Source organism: Nostoc sp. 'Peltigera membranacea cyanobiont' 232 (assembly GCF_002245985.1).
Lineage (GTDB): Bacteria > Cyanobacteriota > Cyanobacteriia > Cyanobacteriales > Nostocaceae > Nostoc.
In genome coordinates this window covers 24,460-47,596 of the sequence record NZ_NOLK01000031.1, presented here as the reverse complement: position 1 = coordinate 47,596, position 23,137 = coordinate 24,460, and the positions used below count along the sequence as shown (strand labels likewise).

19 protein-coding genes and 1 pseudogene are annotated in these 23,137 nt (G+C 38.9%); 15 read left to right on the top strand and 5 right to left on the bottom strand.

The genetic code is table 11. From position 1 onward, the window contains the following. Window positions 1-91 precede the first annotated feature (91 nt). From CDG79_RS13330 to CDG79_RS13320, 3 genes are all read left to right on the top strand, one after another. Window positions 92-754 (top strand): ATP-dependent Clp protease proteolytic subunit, encoded by a 663-nt coding sequence (locus CDG79_RS13330; protein WP_094342544.1) that lies wholly within the window; start codon window positions 92-94, stop codon window positions 752-754. Window positions 755-874: 120 nt separating this feature from the next. Beyond that, window positions 875-1,486: an ATP-dependent Clp protease proteolytic subunit gene (locus CDG79_RS13325; RefSeq protein WP_012407740.1), complete on the top strand. Its 612-nt coding sequence runs from the start codon at window positions 875-877 to the stop codon at window positions 1,484-1,486. 209 nt (window positions 1,487-1,695) lie between these two features. Further along, window positions 1,696-2,322, top strand: a complete 627-nt coding sequence (locus tag CDG79_RS13320; RefSeq protein ID WP_094342543.1) for a J domain-containing protein — start codon at window positions 1,696-1,698, stop codon at window positions 2,320-2,322. Between the two features lie 191 nt (window positions 2,323-2,513). On the opposite strand, the gene CDG79_RS13315 is transcribed toward CDG79_RS13320, so the two are convergent. Further along, entirely contained in the window at window positions 2,514-3,713 is a 1,200-nt protein-coding gene (locus tag CDG79_RS13315; RefSeq protein WP_094342542.1) for an aminotransferase-like domain-containing protein, read from the bottom strand. Window positions 3,714-3,940: 227 nt separating this feature from the next. Here CDG79_RS13315 and CDG79_RS13310 point away from each other — a divergent pair, with 227 nt between their 5' ends. The 3 genes from CDG79_RS13310 (at window position 3,941) to CDG79_RS13300 (ending at window position 8,498) form a co-directional block, all read left to right on the top strand. Then, the gene (locus CDG79_RS13310) at window positions 3,941-4,732 is read left to right on the top strand and encodes a basic amino acid ABC transporter substrate-binding protein (RefSeq protein WP_094342541.1); all 792 of its coding nucleotides are present in this window, start codon (window positions 3,941-3,943) and stop codon (window positions 4,730-4,732) included. Between the two features lie 273 nt (window positions 4,733-5,005). Further along, window positions 5,006-7,000 carry a serine/threonine phosphatase gene (locus CDG79_RS13305; RefSeq protein WP_094342540.1) on the top strand — a complete coding sequence of 665 codons (1,995 nt, stop codon included), beginning with the start codon at window positions 5,006-5,008 and terminating at the stop codon, window positions 6,998-7,000. Window positions 7,001-7,229: 229 nt separating this feature from the next. Further along, window positions 7,230-8,498, top strand: coding sequence for a protein kinase domain-containing protein (locus CDG79_RS13300; RefSeq protein ID WP_094342539.1), 1,269 nt, complete (start codon window positions 7,230-7,232; stop codon window positions 8,496-8,498). 173 nt (window positions 8,499-8,671) lie between these two features. Here CDG79_RS13300 and CDG79_RS13295 read toward each other — a convergent pair whose 3' ends face one another. Then, a complete protein-coding gene (locus CDG79_RS13295; protein ID WP_012407469.1) occupies window positions 8,672-8,890 on the bottom strand; it encodes a DUF4327 family protein in 219 nt (72 codons plus the stop codon). A gap of 870 nt (window positions 8,891-9,760) precedes the next feature. On the opposite strand from CDG79_RS13295, the gene CDG79_RS13290 reads away from it, so the two are divergent. The 9 genes from CDG79_RS13290 (at window position 9,761) to CDG79_RS13255 (ending at window position 19,062) form a co-directional block, all read left to right on the top strand. Continuing rightward, window positions 9,761-10,165: a hypothetical protein gene (locus tag CDG79_RS13290; RefSeq protein WP_094342538.1), complete on the top strand. Its 405-nt coding sequence runs from the start codon at window positions 9,761-9,763 to the stop codon at window positions 10,163-10,165. Window positions 10,166-10,204: 39 nt separating this feature from the next. Continuing rightward, entirely contained in the window at window positions 10,205-10,363 is a 159-nt protein-coding gene (locus tag CDG79_RS42335; RefSeq protein WP_189524983.1) for a hypothetical protein, read from the top strand. A 19-nt stretch (window positions 10,364-10,382) separates the two neighbouring features. Further along, on the top strand, window positions 10,383-11,084 hold the full coding sequence (locus CDG79_RS13285; protein ID WP_094342537.1) for a WbqC family protein: 702 nt from the start codon (window positions 10,383-10,385) through the stop codon (window positions 11,082-11,084). A gap of 134 nt (window positions 11,085-11,218) precedes the next feature. After that, the gene (locus tag CDG79_RS13280; protein ID WP_094342536.1) at window positions 11,219-12,190 is read left to right on the top strand and encodes a hypothetical protein; all 972 of its coding nucleotides are present in this window, start codon (window positions 11,219-11,221) and stop codon (window positions 12,188-12,190) included. Between the two features lie 2 nt (window positions 12,191-12,192). Continuing rightward, on the top strand, window positions 12,193-12,744 hold the full coding sequence (locus CDG79_RS13275; RefSeq protein ID WP_094342535.1) for a GNAT family N-acetyltransferase: 552 nt from the start codon (window positions 12,193-12,195) through the stop codon (window positions 12,742-12,744). Between the two features lie 292 nt (window positions 12,745-13,036). Next, window positions 13,037-14,242, top strand: coding sequence for an aminotransferase class I/II-fold pyridoxal phosphate-dependent enzyme (locus CDG79_RS13270; RefSeq protein WP_094342534.1), 1,206 nt, complete (start codon window positions 13,037-13,039; stop codon window positions 14,240-14,242). 11 nt (window positions 14,243-14,253) lie between these two features. Next, the gene (locus CDG79_RS13265; RefSeq protein ID WP_223278126.1) at window positions 14,254-18,240 is read left to right on the top strand and encodes a glycosyltransferase; all 3,987 of its coding nucleotides are present in this window, start codon (window positions 14,254-14,256) and stop codon (window positions 18,238-18,240) included. Window positions 18,241-18,364: 124 nt separating this feature from the next. Beyond that, window positions 18,365-18,739 carry a type II toxin-antitoxin system RelE/ParE family toxin gene (locus CDG79_RS13260; protein WP_094342533.1) on the top strand — a complete coding sequence of 125 codons (375 nt, stop codon included), beginning with the start codon at window positions 18,365-18,367 and terminating at the stop codon, window positions 18,737-18,739. Continuing rightward, window positions 18,736-19,062 (top strand): helix-turn-helix domain-containing protein, encoded by a 327-nt coding sequence (locus tag CDG79_RS13255; RefSeq protein WP_094342532.1) that lies wholly within the window; start codon window positions 18,736-18,738, stop codon window positions 19,060-19,062. The genes CDG79_RS13260 and CDG79_RS13255 overlap by 4 nt, the downstream gene beginning before the upstream one ends. Before the next feature lie 578 nt (window positions 19,063-19,640). On the opposite strand, the gene CDG79_RS13250 is transcribed toward CDG79_RS13255, so the two are convergent. From CDG79_RS13250 to CDG79_RS13240, 3 genes and pseudogenes are all read right to left on the bottom strand, one after another. Continuing rightward, window positions 19,641-21,878, bottom strand: coding sequence for an O-linked N-acetylglucosamine transferase, SPINDLY family protein (locus CDG79_RS13250; protein ID WP_094342531.1), 2,238 nt, complete (start codon window positions 21,876-21,878; stop codon window positions 19,641-19,643). Between the two features lie 187 nt (window positions 21,879-22,065). Further along, window positions 22,066-22,641, bottom strand: coding sequence for a type IV pilin-like G/H family protein (locus CDG79_RS13245; RefSeq protein ID WP_094342530.1), 576 nt, complete (start codon window positions 22,639-22,641; stop codon window positions 22,066-22,068). A gap of 205 nt (window positions 22,642-22,846) precedes the next feature. Continuing rightward, a pseudogene (locus CDG79_RS13240) lies at window positions 22,847-23,035 on the bottom strand (Uma2 family endonuclease); the annotation flags it as partial. Between the last annotated feature and the right edge of the window lie 102 nt (window positions 23,036-23,137).

Here is a 23,137-nt window from a genome sequence, read left to right as displayed (position 1 = left end):
AGCATTAGGGAGAAATCCGCACCTTGAGGGAAGCGTGCATCGCGCTAGGATGTATTACAGTTAACGGCATAGTTTCAGGCGATCAGTTGCTATGGACATTTCCCCAATCAAAGCTGTTCAAGCCCCATATTACGGCGATAGCTCTTACCGGACACCACCGCCAGATTTACCTTCCCTCTTATTGAAGGAGCGAATAGTCTATATTGGGATGCCACTGGTACCTGCTGTCACGGAATTAATCGTGGCCGAATTGCTGTTTTTGCAGTCCGACGACCCCGAAAAGCCCATTAAAATCTATATCAACTCCACCGGCACATCCGGTTACAGTGGCGAACCCATTGGCTTTGAAACCGAAGCCTTCGCCATCTTTGACACCATGAAATATATCAAGCCTCCTATCCACACCATCTGCGTCGGTTCTGCGATGGGTATGGCAGCCATGCTTCTCAGTGCTGGTACAAAAGGTTGCCGCGCTAGTTTGCCTCACTCTTCGATTATCCTGCATCAGCCCAAGAGCTACGCCCAAGGTCAAGCAACGGATATTCAAATTCGGGCAAGGGAAGTTTTGGTAAATAAAGGGGCGTTGGTTGATATCTTACATCGCACCACCGGACAGCCCCCAGAAAAAATTGCTAAAGATATGGATAGGTTGTTATATCTAACACCTTACGAAGCTAAGGAATACGGACTAATTGACCGAGTTTTTGAGAAAGAAGAACTCGCAAATCCCCCACTTCCAGCCAGTGTCCTTTAATTTGTCTTTTGTCCTTTGTCATTCGTCCTTTGTTAATAACCAAAAATTATTAATGACCAATGACTAATGACTAATGACCAATGACTAATGACTAATGACTAATTAAAAACGGAGTAAATTATGCCTATAGGCGTTCCTAAAGTTCCTTACCGGATGCCCGGTGGACAATATACAGATTGGATTAGTATCTACGATCGCCTTTACCGGGAACGGATTATATTCTTGGGGCGAGATATTGATGATGAAATTGCCAATCAAATAATTGCTGTAATGCTGTATCTGGACTCCGACGATCCAGGTAAAGATATTTATTTATACATCAATTCGCCAGGTGGAATGGTTACATCTGGCATGGCTATTTTTGATACCATGCAACATATCAAATCTGATGTGGTGACTATTTGCGTGGGTTTAGCTGCTTCAATGGGATCTTTCCTGCTGGCTGCTGGTACTAAAGGTAAACGGCTTGCATTGCCTCATTCACGGATTATGATTCACCAACCTTCAGGTGGAACTCGTGGACAAGCAACCGATATCGAAATCGAAGCTAGAGAAATTCTGCGGATTCGTCACCAGCTTAATGGCATTTATGCCGATAAAACCGGTCAGACCATAGCAAAAATTGAAAAAGATATGGATCGTGACTTTTTCATGTCTGCTGAAGAGGCGAAAGAATACGGTTTAATTGACCGTGTGATTGAAGAGCGAACCTCTATAGTCGCAGGGGAGTAGGGAAAGAGTTAGGAGTCAGGAGTTATGAGTGAGGAATTTTTCAACTCCTCACTCCTAGCTCTTAACTTTCAAATTCCCAATGCTCAGACAAACTGTCAACATTGAACTTTAAAATAGAAAATTAGCCTTTATCATTAATAGTCCAGGCTTAAAGCTGATACTGACAGATAATAGCCGATAGCTAAATATTCGATAGCTCATAGCTCAAGATGGATCTCGGAGATTGCTACCGTTTGCTAGGTTTAAGATCGGGAGCTTCTTTTGCTGACATCAAAGCGTCTTACCGACGACTGGCGCAGCAATATCATCCCGATATCAACCCAGATGACAACAAAGCTAAAGATAAGTTTATTGCCTTGACAGAGGCTTACAAACTCCTGCTGACGGTAGTATTGCCAGAAGAAACTACTGTACATTCAAGTCAGGTGTCAACATCTGGTGGGCGTGATGGTGTTAAGGTAACGCAGCGACAGAAAACACCAGTCACAACAGTGACAAGCCAAGAAGTAGGGAAATCAAAGCCGCCGAATCTGTTGGAAATAGAAGAACGGCTGAAGTGGAAGACTTATGAGCAATTGCAGAGATTTTTGCAAGAAAGACGATTTCCGCAAGCGATCGCACTGGCGGAAGCCTTAGCAGATCGTTTGTCAACAGATGCAGAAGTTCGTCAATGGCTAGCGATCGCTTATCAAATTTGGGGACGGGCATTAATTTCCGAAAACCAACTGCTCAAAGCCAGAATTTATCTTAAAAAAGCTTTGAAAACAGACCCCCATAATAAAAGTCTTTGGTATGAAGTGCAGCGCGATTTCCAACGCTTAGAACAAATTTTTTAAAGATTTAATTAATTAAGGCAGGAGGCAGAGGGCAGGAGGCAGGAGGAAAGCTACCCTTTAGACTTCTTGCAGCGACCAGAGGGAGCAAGGTTTTTAGACCACCCACTGAACTCTTATTCAGTGGCTTCAAATCAGTATGGGATTCGACCCCCTACTGATTCGCTCTTCGTGCCTCCTGCCTTCTTCAAGAATTACCTCAAACCGCGCAGCACTGTTCCTAATGTAGCAATTCCCTCAACAATCTTCTGTGTTGGCTGAAAGCTAAAAGCTAACCTGATGGCATCATCTCCCTGTCCATTGGCATAGCAGCGAGTTCCTGGCAGAAAACTGATGCCGTGTTCACTGGCAGCCATGAGGAGTGCTTTGGCGCTGATATCTGGTGGCAATTTACACCAAACAAAAAAGCCGCCATCGGGACGCAAAGCAACTATATCACTGGGAAACTCTTGAGCGATCGCTTCTAACAACAAATTGCACTTATGTTTGTAGCAGGCAATTAACTCCTGAATGTGATTCTCTAATTTCCCTGTGGCACAATAGCGGGCGACCACATGGCTGACAAATGGCCCCACAGGCCCCTCACTTTTGAACATCGCCAGTCGCTCAATAATCGCTGGATCGCCACAAGCCCAGCCCAGCCGGATACCAGGCGCAATAATTTTTGAGAAGGTACTCACATATAATACCCACCCTTCTTGGTCTAGAGTTGCCAAGGAGGGCATTGTTTCTCCTTGGAAGCGCAAATCGCTATAAGCATCGTCTTCCACCACTACAACGCCATACTCAGCCGCTAATGCTACCAGTTTTTGGCGGCGAAATAAGGGCATAGTAGCGCCTGTGGGATTATGAAAGGTGGGAATAGTATAAATAAATCGGGGTCGGATGCCCTGTTTCTTCAAATCGTTCAATGTTACTTCTAGGGCATCTACATCCATCCCCAACTCATCCACAGGAATGGTAATTATGCGTGCGCCAGCGTGGATAAATCTGGCAACTACTCCCAAGAAGGTTGGCCCTTCCACAATTACCACATCACCAGGTTCCACAAACACATCTGGTAGCAAGCCGAGAATCTGACCAGAACCGTAGCCAATGATTAGGCGATCGCGATCGGCAGCGATTCCTTTCGCCTGCAAACGGAGGATAATTTGCTCGTACAGTTGAGATGAAGGTGGGCCGTAATTGAGAGCGATCGGAGCCTCTTCTGCCAGCACAACAGCACTTGCAGCAGCCAAGTCACCGTGAGGAAAAAGAATTGGGTCAGCTAGACCGTAGGCAAAGCTGACAGTGACGATTTTGCTTAACTCTGTACCGTAGGTTGGTGGTGCGAGGTTTTTTGCTCGTTCAGCGAACAAATCAGTAATTCGGTAAGCAGGGGTTGTAGAAACCATAAGTAGTTCAAAATTGGAAGTCAGAATACAGAACACACAAGAAGGGAATTGGCGAAAAGCCAGGTTGGAAACTTCCTGCGATCTCGACTTTTCACGAGAGTGGCGGTCTTAAAGTTTTGTTCATCGTCCAGAATTAATGGTGGATTTTGGCTACTAACGGATGTATTCTTTCTTATAACATCATCACGAGGATCGTGAATATTGACTGATAGAACGGAATTACTACAGTGAAATTAATTAACGTCAAGTGGCAGCAGCTAATTCTCAGCTTAGGCTGTCTGCTACTGATTATTGGCTGTAAGAGTTTCTATCCCACCAATAACCCAGATGCTATACCTCTTAGGGTGGCGACAGATCCCACTTTTGTCCCTTTTGAAATTCAAAAGGCTAGCGGGGAGTTGGAAGGCTTTGATATTGATTTGATGAATGCGATTGCTAAAGTAGCAGGTTTTGCAGTCCAGTTTGAAAGTCTGCCCTTTGATGGCACGATCTCAAGCTTGCAAGCTAAAAGAGTCGATGCAGCGATTAGCGGAATCACCATTACTGCCGAACGCCTAAAAACAATTGCTTTTTCACGACCTTATTTTAAAGCCGGACTAGCGATCGCTGTCCGCGAAGATAACCAAAATATTAAAGACTTCAATAGTCTCAAAGGGAAAAAAATCGCTGTCCAAATTGGTTCCACTGGGGCAGATTTTGCCAAAACCATCCCCAATGCCAAAATTAGTACTTTTAATTCTGGGCCAGAATTTTTCCAAGACTTGCTTAATGGCAACGTTGATGCTGTGGTTAGCGATGCTTTCGCAACTTTGTATGCCATTAAAAATGGCAAACTTAAAGGCATCAGAGTTGTTGCCGATCTGCTTCCTGAAGAATACTACGGCATTGCTACACCTAAAGACTCCCCCCATCTGGATGTAATTAACAAAGGTATAGCGACTTTGTTATCCAATGGCACTTACAAGCAAATTTATCAAAAATGGTTTAACGCCGAACCCCCGCAATTGGCAGACTCTTGAGCATTGGGTACTGGGTACTAGAGACTGGAAATTGGGGATTGAGGATTGATATTTGAAACTCTTCCCTAGTCCCCAGTCCCCAGTCCCTATGCCCCATTCCCCACAATATATTAAATATTTATCTAATATGCGTCACAATTAATACTGCCACCAAACATTTATTGATAAACTACAATCTCTTGTAAGTCTACTTTAGTCAGGGACAGCCAATTGTGGCACCTTGGATCTTAGTGGCTAGAAGCACCTTGGAGCGGGAATAAAGGAACTTCCACTATGCTGATTTGCCCTCAGTGTAAATTTGAAAACCCCAATAGCAACAAATTCTGTCAAAGCTGTGGCACATCCCTGACCCACAAGATTTGTCCTGAATGCAGTACTGAAGATGTACCTGTGAATGCACTACGTTGTCATAACTGTGGCACGGAATGTGGAACAGTGTTTTGGGCAATTATTGCTAAAGAAACGACTGGGGAAGCTTTGGGAGTAGAGAAAGATGAGGGAAATGTGGTACTAGAGGGAAATGAGGAAGCAATATCCTCCTCATCTCCTCTATGCCCTACTTCTCAGATTGCATTAGGCTCCTATTTAGACTCTCAGGAACGCTATCAATTGTTAGATCCGCTACCTGCCCAAACGGAAACTGCCACCATTGATGTAGGTGTGAGAGTTTTAGACTGCCAACCGTATCAAATATCACCCATTGAGGCAATGCTAGCAAGTCAGCAATCAGATTTGTTAACGTCTTCAATGGAAGCAAGGGGAATTCCTCACCTTGCTAAACTTTATATTGCCTTACAATCCCAAGGTCAGCGCGAGATACCACTGATTCACGATGCATGGCAGCAGGGGGATATGCAGGTAGTGATAATTGAAGACCGCTCACATTGGCAGCCTTTACTCGACCTGTGGCAAGAAGAAACGACGAATTCGTTAAAAATTTTACACTGGTGTTATCAAATGGCCCAACTTTGGGCATTATTGGAACCAGTAAATTGTCGTCAAAGCCTTTTAGATTTGTCGAATTTGCGATTGGATGAAGACCAAACGCTGGCGCTACAAAGGTTATATGTAGAATCATCAAGTTCTCTGCCAGCTACCGAGTTGCCACCAGAAGATGCCGAAGCCCAAACACCTGCTATTCCAGACGAGCCGTTAACCATTCAAGCTTTGGGGCGGGTTTGGCAAACGCTATTTAGGCAATCTCAACGCACTCAATTTGGCTCTGTAGTCAAGATGTTAGGGGATTTAGATGTAGGTAAGATTCACACGATCGCACAATTGCGATCGCGTTTGGAAGAAATCTCTATTGAACTGGAAGCACTAGGAACCGCAACTCAGACCCCAATAAAGGAGAAAAATACTGCTGTGCCCACTATGCTGCAATCAGATGAGCCAGAAGATATCATTAGCAGAATTGATGATATGCCAACTGTTGTGCTGGCGATGCAGTTAAGTAGCTTGGAAGATGCAGGACGCACAGATGTGGGTCGTCAACGTCATCATAACGAAGACTACTTTGGCATTGAAACCAAAATTCATAAGTTGGAGTTGCCTAAAAGTCGAGTTTTGGAAGGGCATGGTTTATATATTCTCTGCGATGGTATGGGTGGACACGCTGGCGGCGAGATAGCCAGTGAGTTAGCAGTCAACACCCTACGGCAATACTTTCAAGAACACTGGATTGCCAACCAACTGCCAACAGAAGATAGTATTCGTGAGGCAGTGTATTTAGCTAATGAGGCAATTTACAAACTCAATCAACAAGATGCCCGTTCTGGAGTGGGGCGCATGGGTACAACCCTGGTAATGCTCTTAATTCAAGATACTCAAGCAGCAGTTGCCCATGTGGGAGATAGCCGTCTCTATCGCCTGACACGCAAGCGGGGACTAGAACAAGTCACAGTAGATCACGAAGTTGGGCAACGGGAAATTACGCGCGGAGTGGAAGCAAGCATAGCTTACGCCCGCCCTGATGCCTACCAACTCACCCAAGCCTTGGGGCCTCGTGATGAAAACTCGATTAATCCCGATGTCAGCTTTTTCGAGATTAATGAAGATACCCTTTTGCTGTTGGCATCGGACGGTCTGTCAGATAATGATTTACTAGAAACCCATTGGCATACTCATTTAGAACCCTTACTTAGTTCGGGCGCTAACTTAGAACAGGGTGTTACGAACTTAATTGAGTTGGGAAACCAATACAATGGTCATGACAACATTACTGGTATACTTATTCGGGCAAAAGTACGTCCAAATCTGGAAAGTTAAAAATAAATGGGCATTGGGAATGGGGAATTGGGAATGGGTAATAAAAATAATCACTAATTCCCAGTAGATATATCTTCAAATTAACCTTAAAGCCTTATAAATCAAAGGTACTTTGTCCATAAGTTTAGAAGCGGTTAAACCTAATTTAGTGTATAGTTTAATGCCCAATTCCCAATTCCCAATTCCCAATTCCCCATTCCGTAATCCATTTACCTTGTAGGTTTGTATTGTGGTTAGTCTGACTCTGTTAGAACCGCAACAGAAAACGCCCCTCCAGCAGTGGTGCTTTGAGAACTCTTCCATAATTCGGATTGGTCGAGCGGCAGATAATCACGTTGTTTTAACTGATAGTTTAGTTTCGCGGCATCATCTAGAATTGAGACAAGTTGATTCTGCCGATAATGGCGGTGGTTGGCGGCTGATTAGTCAGGGTACAAATGGGACTTTCCTCAACGGTATCCTGGTGATTCAGAGTCCGTTACCAGATAATTCCCTTCTGCAACTGGCGCAGGGAGGGCCAATATTGCAATTCCAAATTCAAGAGGTAACAGTACTGGAAACGGGTTTGCGATCGCCACAAATGCAAGGGACAGAAGAAAACGCCGTTGCAACAGTCTACTCAGCCGAAGGTAAATACACTTGCACGCACGAAGGTAATTCTCCGAACAATCTGTTTTGCATCCACTGCGGCCAACCTCTCTCAGTACAACAGAAAATTCGCCATTATCAGGTGTTGCGAACTCTCGGACAAGGAGGTATGGGTACTACTTATCTCGCTTGGGATGGAACTGGTCAGATTGGGAGTATCCCACGACTGCTGGTGTTGAAGCAAATGAATGCTGATATGGTAAAAATTGCCAAGGCTCAAGAATTATTTGAGCGGGAGGCGCATACTCTCAAATCCCTTAACCATCCGGGAATTCCCAAATATTACGACTTCTTTGTAGAAGGCGGAAAAAAATACTTGGCAATGGAACTAATCCAGGGACAAGATTTAGAGAAACGTGTCTATACCACTGGGCCAGTTACGCCAAGTCAAGCGATCGCTTGGATGATTCAAACCTGCGATATCTTAGGATATCTTCATAGCCAAGAGCCGCCACTGATTCACCGCGATATTAAACCCGCCAACTTAATGGTGCGAAGTTCACTAAATCGCATAGTGGTGCTAGATTTTGGCGCAGTTAAGGAAATTGGCACAGCGCCCGGTACTCGGATTGGTGCAGAAGGTTATTGCGCTCCTGAACAAGAACGAGGACAACCTTTAACTCAATCTGATTTGTATGCAATTGGGCCAACACTGATTTTTCTGCTCACAGGCGAAAATCCTTTCAAGTATTACCGCCAACGGGGGCGAAACTTCAGGTTTGATGTGGCAAAAGTTCCCACCATCAGTTCTCAATTAAGAGATGTTATCGATCGCGCTACAGAACCATTGCCGCGCGATCGCTACCAAACTGCCAAAGAATTAGCTGCGGCGTTAGCTGCTTGTCAATAGGGGGACTGGGTATTGGGGACTGGGGACTGGGTATTAGGGACTGGGGACTGGGGACTGGGGACTGGGTATTGGGGACTGGGTATTGGCGACTGGGTATTAGGGAATGGGCACTGAGTGTTAGCAGTTAAAAGAATTATTTCCTTCCCCAGTCCCCAGCCACCAGTCCCTAATCTCTATTCTTCATCCCAAGTTTCTACAGCTAGCAATTCACTAACTGGGTCTTGCATACTAAAACCAAAGTCAAGCAGTTCCTGTTTCCAGTGTTGCCATTCATTACCGTAGAGCAAAGCGATTTTCCAGATGCTATCGCTTGGCTTGATAATATTCGATTCTATGAGTGATTGCACGTTGCGCTGCAATTTCACCATTGGGTGAATCACTTGCTGAGTCATAACCTCGATTGAATTCAGATTTTGTTGGTAAATACTTAATTAAAACTGCTTCCCATTCTGCAATTGTTGCCGGGTCGTAGAGTGGTGTAATTTTGGTAAAGCTAGTCTTAACTTTCTAACTATACCATAACAAACTCTACTAAATTACTGGCAAATTCGGTTTTGTACGGTAATTACCACCACAAAACTCTAATTCCACCAAGCAGTCCTTAAACTTTTTGCAGAAATTGGGTAAAGGTTCAGAGGGAAGGGTTAAGAGATAAAAGATGTTTCTATTTCCCTTTAATTTTTCCCCGTCTTCTTTCTTCTAACCCATAACCACTAGAGTGCAACACTACCTTTTGTAAGATATCTATTGTGGACACCGAGCAAAATAATTAGCCGTCAGGGAAGTTGCACTATGTAGTGTGACTGAGGATAACTGGGAAAATTCTATATTGTTTGGATCGTGAAAAATATGTTTGCTTGTTGAAAAAACCAGATGACACGGGCTAGTTTGAAAGTTTTTGACTGAGAGCGAAATTTGCAATTGAGTAGAAATTTCCACTATTTATGATTTTTTTAACGTCATTTATAGTACTGCAAACATCTGGCATTAGGCAGAATAATCGCAAATCTTTATATAATTTTAATTTTATGCCCAGTGAATAAGGCTTCGAGGGTTTTGCTTTGAAGGATAGGAGCGATCGTATAGCTAAATTATGGTCATAGCATGGGCTTACCATAAAGTTCCTCCGTCTTCAGAGTCAGCTTTTAAAGTTTGTGTAAAAAATTTTTAGCCAAGATGTTAGTTTCTGTTGAGCAGATGGGTATCCTCAGAACGAGGAGGGTTGCTGACACCTAACTATTTAACGCAGCAATAATTGATACATGGCTGGTTCAGACGAACAATACCTAATCGCCCGCAAAAAGCAGATTGAGCGGCGACAAAAGATTTTAACGATAGTGTCGATATTCTCGTTTTTTGGATCTACGGTATTTGCAGTCATTCCAGCAATCCAACAGGCTAGTCAACCTAAGCCAGTAAATGCGTCTGCTTCTGCTGAGTCAGTATTACAGCAACAAGCGCGGGGCTATGAGATGGTTTTACAACGAGAACCAGAAAATCAACTTGCTTTAGAGAAGTTGTCTGTGGTGCGGTTGCAATTGAAGGATGCTAAGGGCGCGATAGAACCTTTAGAGAAGCTAGTGAAGTTGCACCCCGATCGGCAAGATTACAAAATTGTATTGGAGCAGATTAAAAAGCAAGAAGGAAAGAGCATTTCTGCTCAATAAAAATGCGGCGCATTAGTCAAACTTTAGAGGTAGCATGATATGTCTTCCCACTCTCAAAGTGAGTATGCTAATGATGAAACTTATCTTTCTTCATCTGTATTAGTAGGGAAAGAGCTTGAAAAACAAGGATGGGCATTATTTGAGAATATTGTTGACGATCAATTAGTTGAGTATATTTTTTCTGACTCACTGGTTTAAATGAAGGGCTATTTTATTTATGAAGATTAGTATAATGCAGCCGTACTTATTTCCCTATATAGGGTATTTTCAGCTTATAAATATGGCAGACAAATTTGTAATCTATGATGATGTACAGTACATAAAAGGAGGCTGGATAAATAGAAACCGAATTCTATTAAACAGAAAAGCTCACCTCTTTACATTCAGCATAAAAAATGATTCCACTTTTTTGAATATTAATCAAAGGTTTTTCACAGAAAATATTCATAAAGAGAGAAAAATTTTATTAAACCTAGTGGAGTTGTCTTATAGAAAAGCGCCTTATTACTCCAAAACTAAAAAATTATTAGATTGTATTTTATCCGTAGATGAAATGAATATTTCACAAATGATAACACATAGCCTAAAGCTCATTTGTGATCATTTAGATATAGGTACAAAAATTTATTTTTCTTCAGAACTGACTAAAGATAATACATTGAAAGGAGAACAACGGGTTATCAATATAAACAAGTGTTTAGGGGCTGACCATTATATAAATTCAGTTGGAGGAGATAAATTATATTCAAAAGAAGTATTTAAAAATAATGATATAAAGTTGTCATTCTTGCAGCCAAGACTTGTCGAATATAGTCAGTTTAACAATGAGTTTGTTCCTTGGCTTTCAATCATTGATGTTTTAATGTTCAATGATAAAGAAAAAGTTCAGAAAATATTGAATGAATATGATTTAATGTAAAAATTATACTTTTTTGATTAGAGAGAGGAAAGAGAAGTGACTAGATAGATATTTTATTGAAGAGCAACAATAAGACTGAAAGACTGATAATTATTTAGGTAAGTATAAAATTATATGAGGTTTTAAAGATTGATATGAAGTCTATACTAAAACCGATTGGTGGTTTTTTTGAGTTGGAAATTCAAAATAAAGATTACACTTATCATTCTAATGCAATTGCTCTTAGTAATGGAAGAGCTTGCCTAAATCTTATCCTCAAACACATTCATGCCCAGAGAATATGGATACCTTTTTACACCTGCAATGCATTGTTGGAGCCAATTAAAACCAACCAAATTCCCTATAGTTTTTACTCAATTAACATAAATTTAGAACCTACTGAAGATTTTAAATTAAAAAAAGATGAATACTTAATTTATATTAATTATTTTGGATTGAAGGGCAAATTTATTAAAGCCTTAATTAATCAGTACAACGATCAAATTATCATAGATAATACTCAAGCATTTTTTGAGCGAGAAAATAGTAAAACTTGGTCTTTTAATTCTGCAAGAAAATTTTTTGGTGTGCCAGACGGAGCATATCTTTATACTCCTTATGATATTCCTTTTGACTATGCAAGGAATACTGATTTGAGTTGCGATCATTTATTTAACCGTTTATTAGGTAAGCAAAAACAAGCATATCAAGAATTTATAGAATATGAAAAAGGGTTGGATGATGAAATTAAAATGATATCAATATTTTCTGAATGCTTACTTGCTAATATTGATTACTTAAATATTGCTAAAAAGCGCCGATGTAACTTCAATTACTATCATTCTAACTTTGAAGCGGTCAATCAATTTAATTTGCCTTTAGCAATTAATACTATTCCTTACCATTATCCCCTTTTAGTAAACAATCAAATAGATAAAAGCCTATTATATGAGCAGAATATTTTTATTCCAATATTATGGAAAGATACAATACAGAGAGAGCTACAAGGATTTGATTTTGAAAAAAATATAACACAAAAATTAATTGCACTTCCAATAGATCATAGATATGAGATTGACGAACTAGATTATGTGATTAAATCAGTAAAAGAACTATTAAGGATATAATAATGTTCGCATTGAGAGAGATTTCAAAAAATGATCTAACAATAATTAATGCATGGAGGAATGACCATGAGATTATCAATTTCCTTGGTTGTAATTTTCTTTATATTTCTGAAGAAATAGATGATAAGTGGTATCAAAATTATCTTAACAATAGAGATAAAAATGTTAGGCTCTCTATTATTGAATTAGATAATAATCATCTAATTGGCAATGTTTACCTAACAAATATTCAATCGATTAATCGTTCTGCTGAATTTTCAATTGTTATCAGTAATAAAAATTACTGGTCTAGAGGTATTGGAGAAGCGGTGTGCCGAGAAATTATTAAGCACGCTTTTATTGATTTGAATCTTAATCGTATTTATCTTTATGTTCTTGAACAAAACACTAGAGCTATTAGAATGTATGAAAAAGTTGGTTTTTTACTAGAAGGAAAGTTGGAAGAGGCAGTTTATAAAAATGGCAGCTATCACAACATTTTTGTGATGGCGATTCTGAGAAAGAATTACAATCAAGATATTCAAAACGATAAAAATATAAAATTTTATTTCTAACAATTATAAATATTACCAAATCTAGCTTTGACTAATTTGACAGCATAATAAATAGTATGAATGCGTCAGGTAACAAGTAAACTACTTTTAAAATGATAGTTTTTAGGAAGTTATGGGTATTCTAATAACTAGGAGGGTTGCTAGAATTTTTATCGTAGCAATTTTTGACACATAGCAATTTCAACTATTGATTATTTACTTATTAAAACCGAGTAAAATTTAAACTTTATAGAGTAAGTTAATGTCAGATCAGTACACTGTAATAGCACCAAAATTAACTGAATAAGAGCAAATGAACAACATCAAACAACATTTCAATGATTTAGCTATTGTTCGTGGTACACCAGCATTTTCTGAAAAGTTATATGTTGGTTGTCCTAATATTGGAAACCGCGAACACTTATTGGATCGTATCAATGACATCTTAGATAGAAAATGGCTAACTAATAATGGTATCTATGTACAAGAATTTGAACAACGCATTGCCGAGTTTGTCGGAGTAAAGCATTGCATTGCTACTTGTAATGCAACAGTGGCATTAGAAATAGCCATCCGCGCTGCCGGGTTAAAAGGTGAAGTTATTGTTCCTTCTTTTACCTTCATTGCAACCGCACACGCTCTACAATGGCAAGAAATTACACCTGTTTTTTGTGATATTGATCCTCAAACCCATAATATAGATCCAAACAAAATAGTTCAAAGCATCACCCCCCGTACTACTGGTATTCTGGGTGTTCATTTGTGGGGTCGTCCTTGCAATGTTGAAGCTTTAAGTGAAATTGCTCATACTTATAATTTAAAATTAATGTTTGATGCGGCTCATGCTTTCGGCTGTTCACATCAAGGACGTATGATTGGTAGCTTTGGAGATGCCGAAGTTTTTAGCTTCCATGCTACTAAGTTTTTGAATACATTTGAAGGTGGAGCAATTGTTACAAACAGTGATGAACTAGCGGAAAAAATTCGCTTGATGACAAACTTTGGTTTTGCTGGTATGGATAAAGTTATCTATATTGGTACAAATGGCAAGATGACTGAAGTATCAGCAGCAATGGGATTAACTTCCCTAGAAAGTATTGATAACTTTATTGAAATTAACTATCGTAATTACAAATGGTATCAACAAGAAATTGCTGATATTCCAGGTATTGATTTATTGAATTATAACGAAAATAAAAAATGTAACTATCAATATATTGTTTTAGAGATTGAAGAATCTGAAACTCAAATAAGTAGAGATAAATTACTTGAAATACTTCATGCTGAGAATGTCATAGCTCGGCGCTATTTTTATCCAGGTTGTCATCGGATGGAACCTTATAATTCATATTTTCCTTATGCAAGATTGCTACTACCTGAAACGGAAATATTATCTGATAAAGTTTTACTATTGCCTACAGGAAGTTCAAGCAATAAAGAGCAGATTCGTATAATAGCTCAGATTATTAGGATTGCCATTATGGAAGCTAAAAATACTTTTCCGAAAATAACTCTATAAAAACTAAGCTCATGAATCAGAATACTAAAAAATATCAATTAAAATTTGTGATATTTTCTCCATCATTTCAAGCTCATATTGGTGGAATTATTGCTCTTTATAATCTTGCTAGAATTATTGATGAAGCTGGATTCTCATGTAAAATATTTGATATGAATGGGCTAAAGTTACCTAATAGTATATTTGAGAAGTATGCAACAGAAGCCGATGTCAATGAAAATACAGTTGTTGTATATCCAGAAATTATATTTGGCAATCCTTTAAAGGCAAAGTATGTAGTTAGATGGATTCTTTGCGAACTTGGTATTCATTGTCCTTCTGATGTATATACTACTTGGGGAACAGATGATTTTATTTATCATTATTGTACATATAATCCTCAAAAAGATGTAAAAAATTATAATATTCTTTCTCCTTTATATACAAGTCCAGCATTAAAAAATCATGGGAAATCAAGAGATGGCTATTGTCATATTATAAGAAAGGGCCATAAATTTCACAAGCCATTAAAATATATTCATCAATCTGATTCTCTATTCTTGGATGATAACTTATCTCAAGAAATACTCATTGAAATATTTAACAGAAAAGAATATCTTATTTCTTACGATCCATATTCATATATTTGTGTGATGGCAGCTTTATGTGGGTGTATCCCTATCATAGTACCAATTACAGGAACTACAAAAGAGGAATGGTTTAAAAGTTTATCTACTTCAGTGATTTTAGAAGAATCTGGAGAATGTGAACTAAAGGGAATTGCTTATGGATTACAAGAAGTAGAATATGCACGAAATACATTGCACGAAGTACGAGATCAACAAGAAATCCAGATTAAGTATGGTCAAAAATCTGTTCGTCGTTTTATCAATGATATGATTAGTATATTTTTAGCTAATTTAGAATTGGATATATCACCTAAAAACAATAAGATTTTACAGGTTAAAGATGTATTTATAGTTAGTCAATATCAAGAAAATATTCAAATAAAATCTAAAGATGCACAAATAAAATCAACACATCTAGTTAGTATCTGTATTCCTACTTACAATGGTGAAAAATTTATTGCCGATGCTATCAATAGTGTGTTATGTCAGACCTACCCAAATATAGAGATTATCTTATCTGATGATAATTCTAGTGACACAACAGTTGAGATTGCTAAATCATTTAACCAAGAATCATCCTTTACTTTTTCAATAATTGAACATAGCCAATATGGACTAGCTCCTAATTGGAATTTTTGTATTTCTCAAGCTAAAGGTAAATACATAAAGTTTTTATTTCAAGATGATTTATTAGAACCAACTGCTATCGAAGAAATGGTCAATTTGGCTGAACAGGATGAAGAGATAGGTTTGGTTTTTTCACCTAGAACAATTTTCAGCAATACTAGCGATAATTCAAACTTTTTAATGCATCACGAAGCTAAGGATGTACACAAAGCTTGGTCAACATTAAAACTGATTCAATCAGGACAGCAACTTTTGCTAGATCCAAATATACTTGACAATCCAATTAATAAAATTGGAGAGCCAAGTACAGTCCTTATTAGAAAAGATGTATTTGAAAAAGTAGGATTATTTAATTCTGAATTTTGTCAACTTGTAGATTTGGAGATGTGGCTCAGAATTATGAGTCAATACAAAGTTGGTTTTGTTAATAAAGTTCTATCTCACTTTAGGATACATTCACAACAACAAACTCGTCGAAATGTTGCTTTAAAAAATGCGATATTATTAGATTATCAGAAACTTTTTCAGACAATTTACAATGATACACGGTATCCTCAAGCAACGAGGCAACAAGCTCTTTATAGATACGCAGCTTTGAGTGAACAGAGTACTGAATTGTGTCAGTTGCGAAAACAAATAGCAGAAGAATGGCTAAATATTTCTGATGAACAAATAAAAGATAGGTACGTGAGTCTGCTAGGTAAAACACATCAGATGTTACTGAATAGTAGCATCAAATATGAAAGCCTAACTGATGAAGAAGAAATTTTTGCTAATCATATAGTTAAAAATATATCTCAAGGTTTTGAGCAGCCAAAAGCAATTCAGTATTTACTAGCAGCTATGCTGTATCGGCGTGCTGACCAGTTACCATTACAGCATGACCTCTCTGGCATACCTCGTTGGTTACTTAAAGACTATTTGCAATTCCTATTTTCATCCCCAGTCAACTTTCAAGAACCAGGTGACGCAGATAATCACTATTACTATATCCAGGGATGGATTAATTACTTACACACATCAATCCTAAAAAATACTGATTCTCCTTTGTGGGATGAAATAATTAATAATTTTGCTCCCATTGCTAATTTTATTCCTCTATATTTTAATGAGCATAATCTTAAAGATATCTATACTAAACGGGGAGAGATTATAGAGTTTTTACTGAAGCTTAAGGGTTATGAGGTAGATTACGAGTTTACTGATAGACCTACAAGCAGAAAAAAAATACGGTTGGGTGTCCTGGCTGCATATTTTTCACCTGGTTCTGAAACATTTGCTTACCTTCCTATTTATGAGTATATCAGTAGAGATTTTGAAGTAATTTTGTACTGTCTTAATCAAACTGGTCATCAACTAGAGCAATATTGCCAAAGCTGTGCAAACTCCTTTAAGCTACTACCACAAAATTTAGCAGAACAGGTAAATATTATTCGGGCTGATGATCTCGATATATTATTCATCGCTACTAATGTGACGGCGGTGATGAATCAAATTTGCCTATTGTCAATGCATCGGTTGGCTAGAATACAAGTCACAAGTGGCGGATCGGTTGTTACTACCGGAATGCGGCATATTGATTATTACATCTCTGGTACACTAACCGATCCATCACCAATAGCACAAGAGCAATATCAAGAAAAATTGGTAAAACTTGAAGGAACTGCTCATTGCTTTAGTTATGGCAATGAACAAGAAAAGATAAAAGTAAAAGTTGATCGGGAAAGTTTGGGTATATCTGAAGAAACAGTTATTTTTATCTCTGGTGCTAACTACTTCAAAAGTATCCCAGAACTTATTGATACATGGGCAAAAATAATTTTTGCAGTTCCCAAATCTGTTTTAGTACTTTTGCCATTTGGCCCAAATTGGTCAAATGCTTATCCTAAAAAAGCTTTTGTAAATCACTTGAATAAAGTATTTTCTAAGCATGGAATACCAGCAGACCAATTGATAGTCTTAGATCCTCAGCCAGTACCAAATCGACAAGAGGTTAAAGCATATTTCAGTATTGCCGATGTGTATTTAGATTCTTATCCATTTGCGGGAACAACTTCTCTAGTAGAACCATTACAGGTTAATCTGCCAGTTATTGCTAGACGGGGAAATAGCTTTCGATCTGCAATGGGAGCCGCAATGATTCAAGCATTGGATGTCCCTGACTTAGTGGCCGATAGTGAAGAGTCTTATATACAGTTAGCAGTTACACTCGGAACTGATCCTGAATTACGCCAACAAAAGAGCGCCCAAATCAAAGAAAAAATGCAAGGTAATCCTAGTTTTTTAGATAGCCGCTCTTATTCAGCTAAAATAGGCGGACTTTTCCAAGAACTATTTAGTAAATATCTTGCAGATACTCTGAGTCAAAATTTCCGCTTAGGAGATATTAACCTAATTATTTTCCCAGACTGGTTACAGCCAGAAGAGCTACTCTATCAAGATTTAGCAAGTGTGATTTGTACTCTCACTACTCACCCAGATAAAAATAACATAACTCTTCTGATAGATACTCAAAATATTTCTGAGGAAGAAGCCGATATGCTTTTATCGTCTTTGACCATGAATTTGCTCATGGAAGAAGATGTAGATATAACTGAGGGGCCAGAAATTTCTCTGCTAGGTAAGATAAGTGATGCAAAATGGAAAACTCTTTTACCTAGAATTAATACTCGAATTGCTTTAGCAACAGATAATCAATCTGCGATCGCACAGGCGAAAGCAGAACCTCTTCCATCCTGCGATGTGGATAGCTTAAGTTTGTAGTAAGCACTTTAGCGCTTAAATATTCTAATTTACCCAATCTTGCCCCTCCCAACTTACCTCGGAAGTGGCGTGAGGGACATTTCATGCTATTGTCTGACTTGTTTTATAGTAAATTTCATATAAAATGGATGATGACGAGGATATTATAGAAATTCCTTTAAGACCTCTGGTTTGGATGGGAGACTCTCTCAAAAATATCCGTTCATTTCCTGAAGAAGTGCGTGCATCAGTAGGCTATGCGCTGCAATTGGTGCAAGCAGGAGAAACACCAATGGATGCCAAGCCTTTTAAAGGGGTTGGAGGTGGCGTATATGAAATTCTCAAACGCTACGATACTGATACTTACAGGGCAGTCTATGCAGTAAAGATTGGAGAGAAAATCTATGTCCTGCACGCTTTTCAGAAGAAATCAAAGCAGGGAATTAAAACCCCACAGGCTGATGTTGACCTAATTAAACAACGCTATAAGGACGCAGTGGCAACGGAAAAACAACAATGATACAGGAACCAGTTTTTGAAGAAAGCAGTGGCAACGTATTCGCTGATCTAGGTTTGTCGAATGCTTCAGAACTTTTTACGCGAGGCAAGATAGGGATTGAGGTACTCCGCCTCCTCTCTCAACGCAACTTGAAACAGCGCGAAATTAGCGAACTTCTTGGCATTCCTCAACCAGAAGTATCTCTTTTGATGAAAGGAGAGTTTCAACGGTTCAGCGAAGGCAAACTCCTCATTTTCCTAAAGCGACTCGATACGGAAATCACCTTGCATCTTCGCTCTCGTCATGCGCCCGGACAATCTGCTGAAACTGTGATCTCGCTATAGGGCAAAATTCGCCTACGCGGGTTAAAAACCTTGCTTTTTCGTTAGTCCACGGAGGTGGACTTTGCTTGTGTAGTGGTAAATTACATATTGCTTCTCATTTGGATGCAATACGCTCTAACCTCTCTCCAAACCTCTATTTTAAAAGGAAAGAGGCTTTGAATCTTACTCCCCTCCCCTAGAAGGCTACGGTGTACACACAAGTACTATCTGCAAGGGTTTCAAGCTTTTTAGACCCAATAAAATTGTCATTACGAGTGCAGCGATAGCGGAACGAAGTAATCGCATAATCTCGTAGTTTATGCGATTGCTTGTCTGCGACACGCACTTGCGTTCGTCATTNCCTCCTCTCTACGAGACGCTGTTCGCGAACGCAATGACAAGCTCAGGTGAGCGATCGCACAATCCTATTGGTAGATGACGAAACCAAGCGTTAGGTTGAATTTTAAGACTTGTGTGTACACCGTAGCCTTATTAAGGAGAGGGATTAAAGATAGGACAGGGTGAGGTTTTTCTTTTGTTTTGGGTAATTCGATGACTTGTGTGTACACTGTAGCCCCTAGAAGGGAAGGGGCTGGGGGTTAGGTCTGTATTCCATATAATTGAGAACCGCTATAGTTCTGCCACATCTGCTCGTAAGCCTTCTCCATCTCACGGGTAAACTGCTTACCATTCCACAACGGGGCTGTTTGCCGCGATGCTTTTAGCTTCAAAACCACCTGCTGGCGTAAAGTCTCGTCTTTCCCCAAGCGGATACCCCACTCTATATACTCTTCATCAGTCCAGGCGATGCCTTCTGTAATTCCTGCATTCATCATCATAGTGTAGCTGTTACGCGCTGCAAACTGTTCGCCGACTCGCGTCACCAAGGGGATACCCATCCACAATGTTTCTAAGGTTGTTGTTGCTCCGTTGTAGGGAAATGTATCTAATACAATATCAGCAATGCCTAAATTAGCACGATGAACTGACTCTGAATGAACTTGTGGTAAAAATCGTAACCGAGAACAATCTACACCTTCTTCTTCGGCAATTTGGTAAAAGAAGCGTTTTATTGTTTCCTCTTCAGCAAGTCCCTTAATCAAAAAGTAACTGTTAGGTACTTGTTTGATAATTTGCATTTGCCACCTTGTCGTTTCTGGATGGCGTTTATATCCTCTTTGGGCGCTGAGATATACAACGGCATCCATAGGGATATCCAAGTCATCACGGCGGAGTGTTGGTACACCAATTTCAAAACCATCTACTGCTATGTAAGTTTGGGGTAATCGCCAGATTTTTTCTGTATAGTAATTTTGGGCATCATCTGGCAGTACATAAGGATCTGCGATAAAGTAATCAATTGCAGGTATGCCTGATGCATCCCACCCCAGCCAAGTAACTTGAATTGGGGCTGGCTTGAGTGCCATCACTTCACTTGTAATATCTAGAGTGATGCTATCAAGGTCAATTAAAATATCAATTTCATCTTGATATATCTGGTCAGCAATTTCTAGACCATTTATCCCTAATTGACGAGCTTTTCCTGCCTGAGTTAAATACCATTCTTGAAGATAGTCATTTACTAATGTGTAGTTAACAAAATAAGTATGAATATCAAATTTGTCTCGATCGTGATGCTGAAATAACCAGCGAGCTAGCCAACCAACAGAATGATTTCTTAGAGCGTAAGATATATAACCAATTTTTAATTTTTTAGGATGGTGGGTTAAAGATTGATTATTAATAATTTTACGAACATAGTTTTTCCCTTGTGATTGGGAAAAAGGTTGAATATAATTCTGAAAAATCTCAGCTACTTTATTATGAATAGCTCTAAAATCAGCAGGGGCATCTTTAATATGAGGTATTGCAAAAGATGGTGTCAGCAACCGTAATATTCTTCCTTCTTCTAAAGGAATTCGTTGAGCTTTAATAAACTGTTTATATACAGTTTCTAATTCTTCGCAAGTTGTACATATCTCTTGCCAATATCCCCCTGCTGACATTAGACCTCTTAACATCAGATGGAGCGCAAAAATTTTATCAGCTAAACTTTCTGATAAGGAATAACATAACCTAGCTGTCTCTATGCCTTGAGAATAATTACGAGCATCTTGATAAAAAGTCGCTAGATGCCGCAAATTTTCTACATTATCTGGCTCCAATTGTAAATACAATTCTAGCAGAGATGCTGCTAGTAAAGGCTGCCGCAAAGTATGACCAATTTGCATAGCAGCAGGAAGCAGTATACAGAAGCATTGATGAGGATCAGAGAAATAAGGAAGACTAGCTTCTATTAAATTTAGGTTAATTGGATGTAAATGAGCAATATTTAAAAACTCTTTTAAAACCTCCATTAACAATTCGGTATTAATTTCTATCTTTTCTTTTGTATTTAAGAGTTCAATTAGTCCCCACTCTTTAAAATCATTAATTTGTTCAAATTTTTGCAACCTAATAGAAAGTAGAAAGATTTGAAGTAAATTATTAATATGAGTAGGATTAATTTCTCGTATATGCTGGCGAATTAACCAAACTAGAGAATATTCTGCCAGAGCTTCACGTCTTTGGGCTTCTATTTGTAAAACTTTAAATAATTCATTTGTCCACATTTCTAACTGTTCTTCATCTGCCTCTGTCATTGGCAGCATCCAAGTCATTTGAGCTTCTGCTTCTTGCCCTTGCAATAGTAATAGCAATCCTAAATCCCAATAATAGGAGATAGTATTTGGTTCTATCGTTATTGCTTGCTCGTATAAGTTTGCGGCTTGTACATAGTTTTCTTTAATGAAGTATTCTTTAGCCTGGTCTTGCCAATTATATATATCGGTAATCATTGTGCTTATCACAGAAAAAGGTATGATCAATCTAATTGCGAATAAATCACAAAACTGAAATAAAGTGGATAGAAGAATCTACCCACTTGGGAAAGTACGTAATTTAGCTTAATAAAAGCCGCTGTGACAAATTACTTTTTATCTTAGTGGTGTAGATGAGTAATATTTCGCCTATTAACTCACATATCTACTTAGATAAGCTGGTAAAGCCGGTGGCGCAAGTCGGTGAATTAGTAGCGGTGACGAAACTATTGCCGATGGTGGCATCTGGAACTACACCACCGTTAACTCTAGCTTGTGTAGCTTCACATAAAAGAGCTATGGTGGTAGCTTCACTGGTAGCAGCTTGCGTTGTTACACCCACGTTACCCATGTAAGTTTTGAGAGGTGCAGCCGCAATTACTGTTCCCGCTTGGTTACTGACTTGACTAGAGTTAGTCGTACCACCACCCAGAATTGTGTAGATGTAGTTTGAGGTTTGTGTTGCAATACCAAGACCTAATGTACCAAAGTCAGCTTGAGCCGCAAATTTATTTTGTTCCAAGTAAAAAGCTTGTTGAGCGCGGTTCATGGAACCTGTATAAGTTTTAGCTTCTGACTGCTTGGCTTTGTTTGCTTGGTTCAAGAAAGAAGGTAGAGCGATCGCAGACAAAATACCGATGATAATAATAACAACCAACAATTCGATTAATGTGAAACCTTCTTCGTTTTTCTTTTTGTTGAGAATGTGTTGGAGAAATTTTGCTTTTAGTTCGGTTTTCATAAGTGTTTTCCCTGGGGTAGGAAGTGCTTGGGTGTTCTAGATATAACTTACCCAACTGCGATCGCTTTCCTATCACCTTGAGAAAAAAAGTTTGGCAATATCTGGTTACACAATCCAGAATCCTTGTATCCCAATTGACACAGATATAACTAAGCCCCTGGTGTTTACCAAGGGCTAGATTCTTCATTTCATTTGTGAGAGTACTTTATTCAAACTCAGGTGGCCACAGTTCTGATACCGCCAGTTCCCAACCAGGTAGCAAGTCAGGTAATATAAGTGTGTCTCCATTCTGCAATACCATTGGAGCTTGGTTTAATCGGTAAACCGTTACTGTCAATTTGTCAGGGTCAATCAGTATGCCGACTACAGATCCAAGTTGCAAAAATAGCAGAATTGCTAGAAATAGATGTTGAAGTTATCAGGAAATATCTGCGAGAAAATTTTTAGCGGTTAAGAGCATCTTTGGCAAGTATTGAGCGCATAGTACTGTAGGCGT

Bases quoted from the DNA above. Each gene is read 5' to 3' on its own strand.
- CDG79_RS13255 (WP_094342532.1), top strand. From the start codon at position 18,736: ATGATACAGGAACCAGTTTTTGAAGAAAGCAGTGGCAACGTATTCGCT.
- CDG79_RS13325 (WP_012407740.1), top strand. From the start codon at position 875: ATGCCTATAGGCGTTCCTAAAGTTCCTTACCGGATGCCCGGTGGACAA.
- CDG79_RS13315 (WP_094342542.1), bottom strand. From the start codon at position 3,713: ATGGTTTCTACAACCCCTGCTTACCGAATTACTGATTTGTTCGCTGAA.
- CDG79_RS13245 (WP_094342530.1), bottom strand. From the start codon at position 22,641: ATGAAAACCGAACTAAAAGCAAAATTTCTCCAACACATTCTCAACAAA.
- CDG79_RS13330 (WP_094342544.1), top strand. From the start codon at position 92: ATGGACATTTCCCCAATCAAAGCTGTTCAAGCCCCATATTACGGCGAT.
- CDG79_RS13280 (WP_094342536.1), top strand. From the start codon at position 11,219: ATGAAGTCTATACTAAAACCGATTGGTGGTTTTTTTGAGTTGGAAATT.
- CDG79_RS42335 (WP_189524983.1), top strand. From the start codon at position 10,205: ATGTCTTCCCACTCTCAAAGTGAGTATGCTAATGATGAAACTTATCTT.
- CDG79_RS13305 (WP_094342540.1), top strand. From the start codon at position 5,006: ATGCTGATTTGCCCTCAGTGTAAATTTGAAAACCCCAATAGCAACAAA.
- CDG79_RS13250 (WP_094342531.1), bottom strand. From the start codon at position 21,878: ATGATTACCGATATATATAATTGGCAAGACCAGGCTAAAGAATACTTC.
- CDG79_RS13265 (WP_223278126.1), top strand. From the start codon at position 14,254: ATGAATCAGAATACTAAAAAATATCAATTAAAATTTGTGATATTTTCT.
- CDG79_RS13285 (WP_094342537.1), top strand. From the start codon at position 10,383: ATGAAGATTAGTATAATGCAGCCGTACTTATTTCCCTATATAGGGTAT.
- CDG79_RS13290 (WP_094342538.1), top strand. From the start codon at position 9,761: ATGGCTGGTTCAGACGAACAATACCTAATCGCCCGCAAAAAGCAGATT.
- CDG79_RS13270 (WP_094342534.1), top strand. From the start codon at position 13,037: ATGAACAACATCAAACAACATTTCAATGATTTAGCTATTGTTCGTGGT.
- CDG79_RS13275 (WP_094342535.1), top strand. From the start codon at position 12,193: ATGTTCGCATTGAGAGAGATTTCAAAAAATGATCTAACAATAATTAAT.
- CDG79_RS13260 (WP_094342533.1), top strand. From the start codon at position 18,365: ATGGATGATGACGAGGATATTATAGAAATTCCTTTAAGACCTCTGGTT.
- CDG79_RS13295 (WP_012407469.1), bottom strand. From the start codon at position 8,890: ATGACTCAGCAAGTGATTCACCCAATGGTGAAATTGCAGCGCAACGTG.
- CDG79_RS13320 (WP_094342543.1), top strand. From the start codon at position 1,696: ATGGATCTCGGAGATTGCTACCGTTTGCTAGGTTTAAGATCGGGAGCT.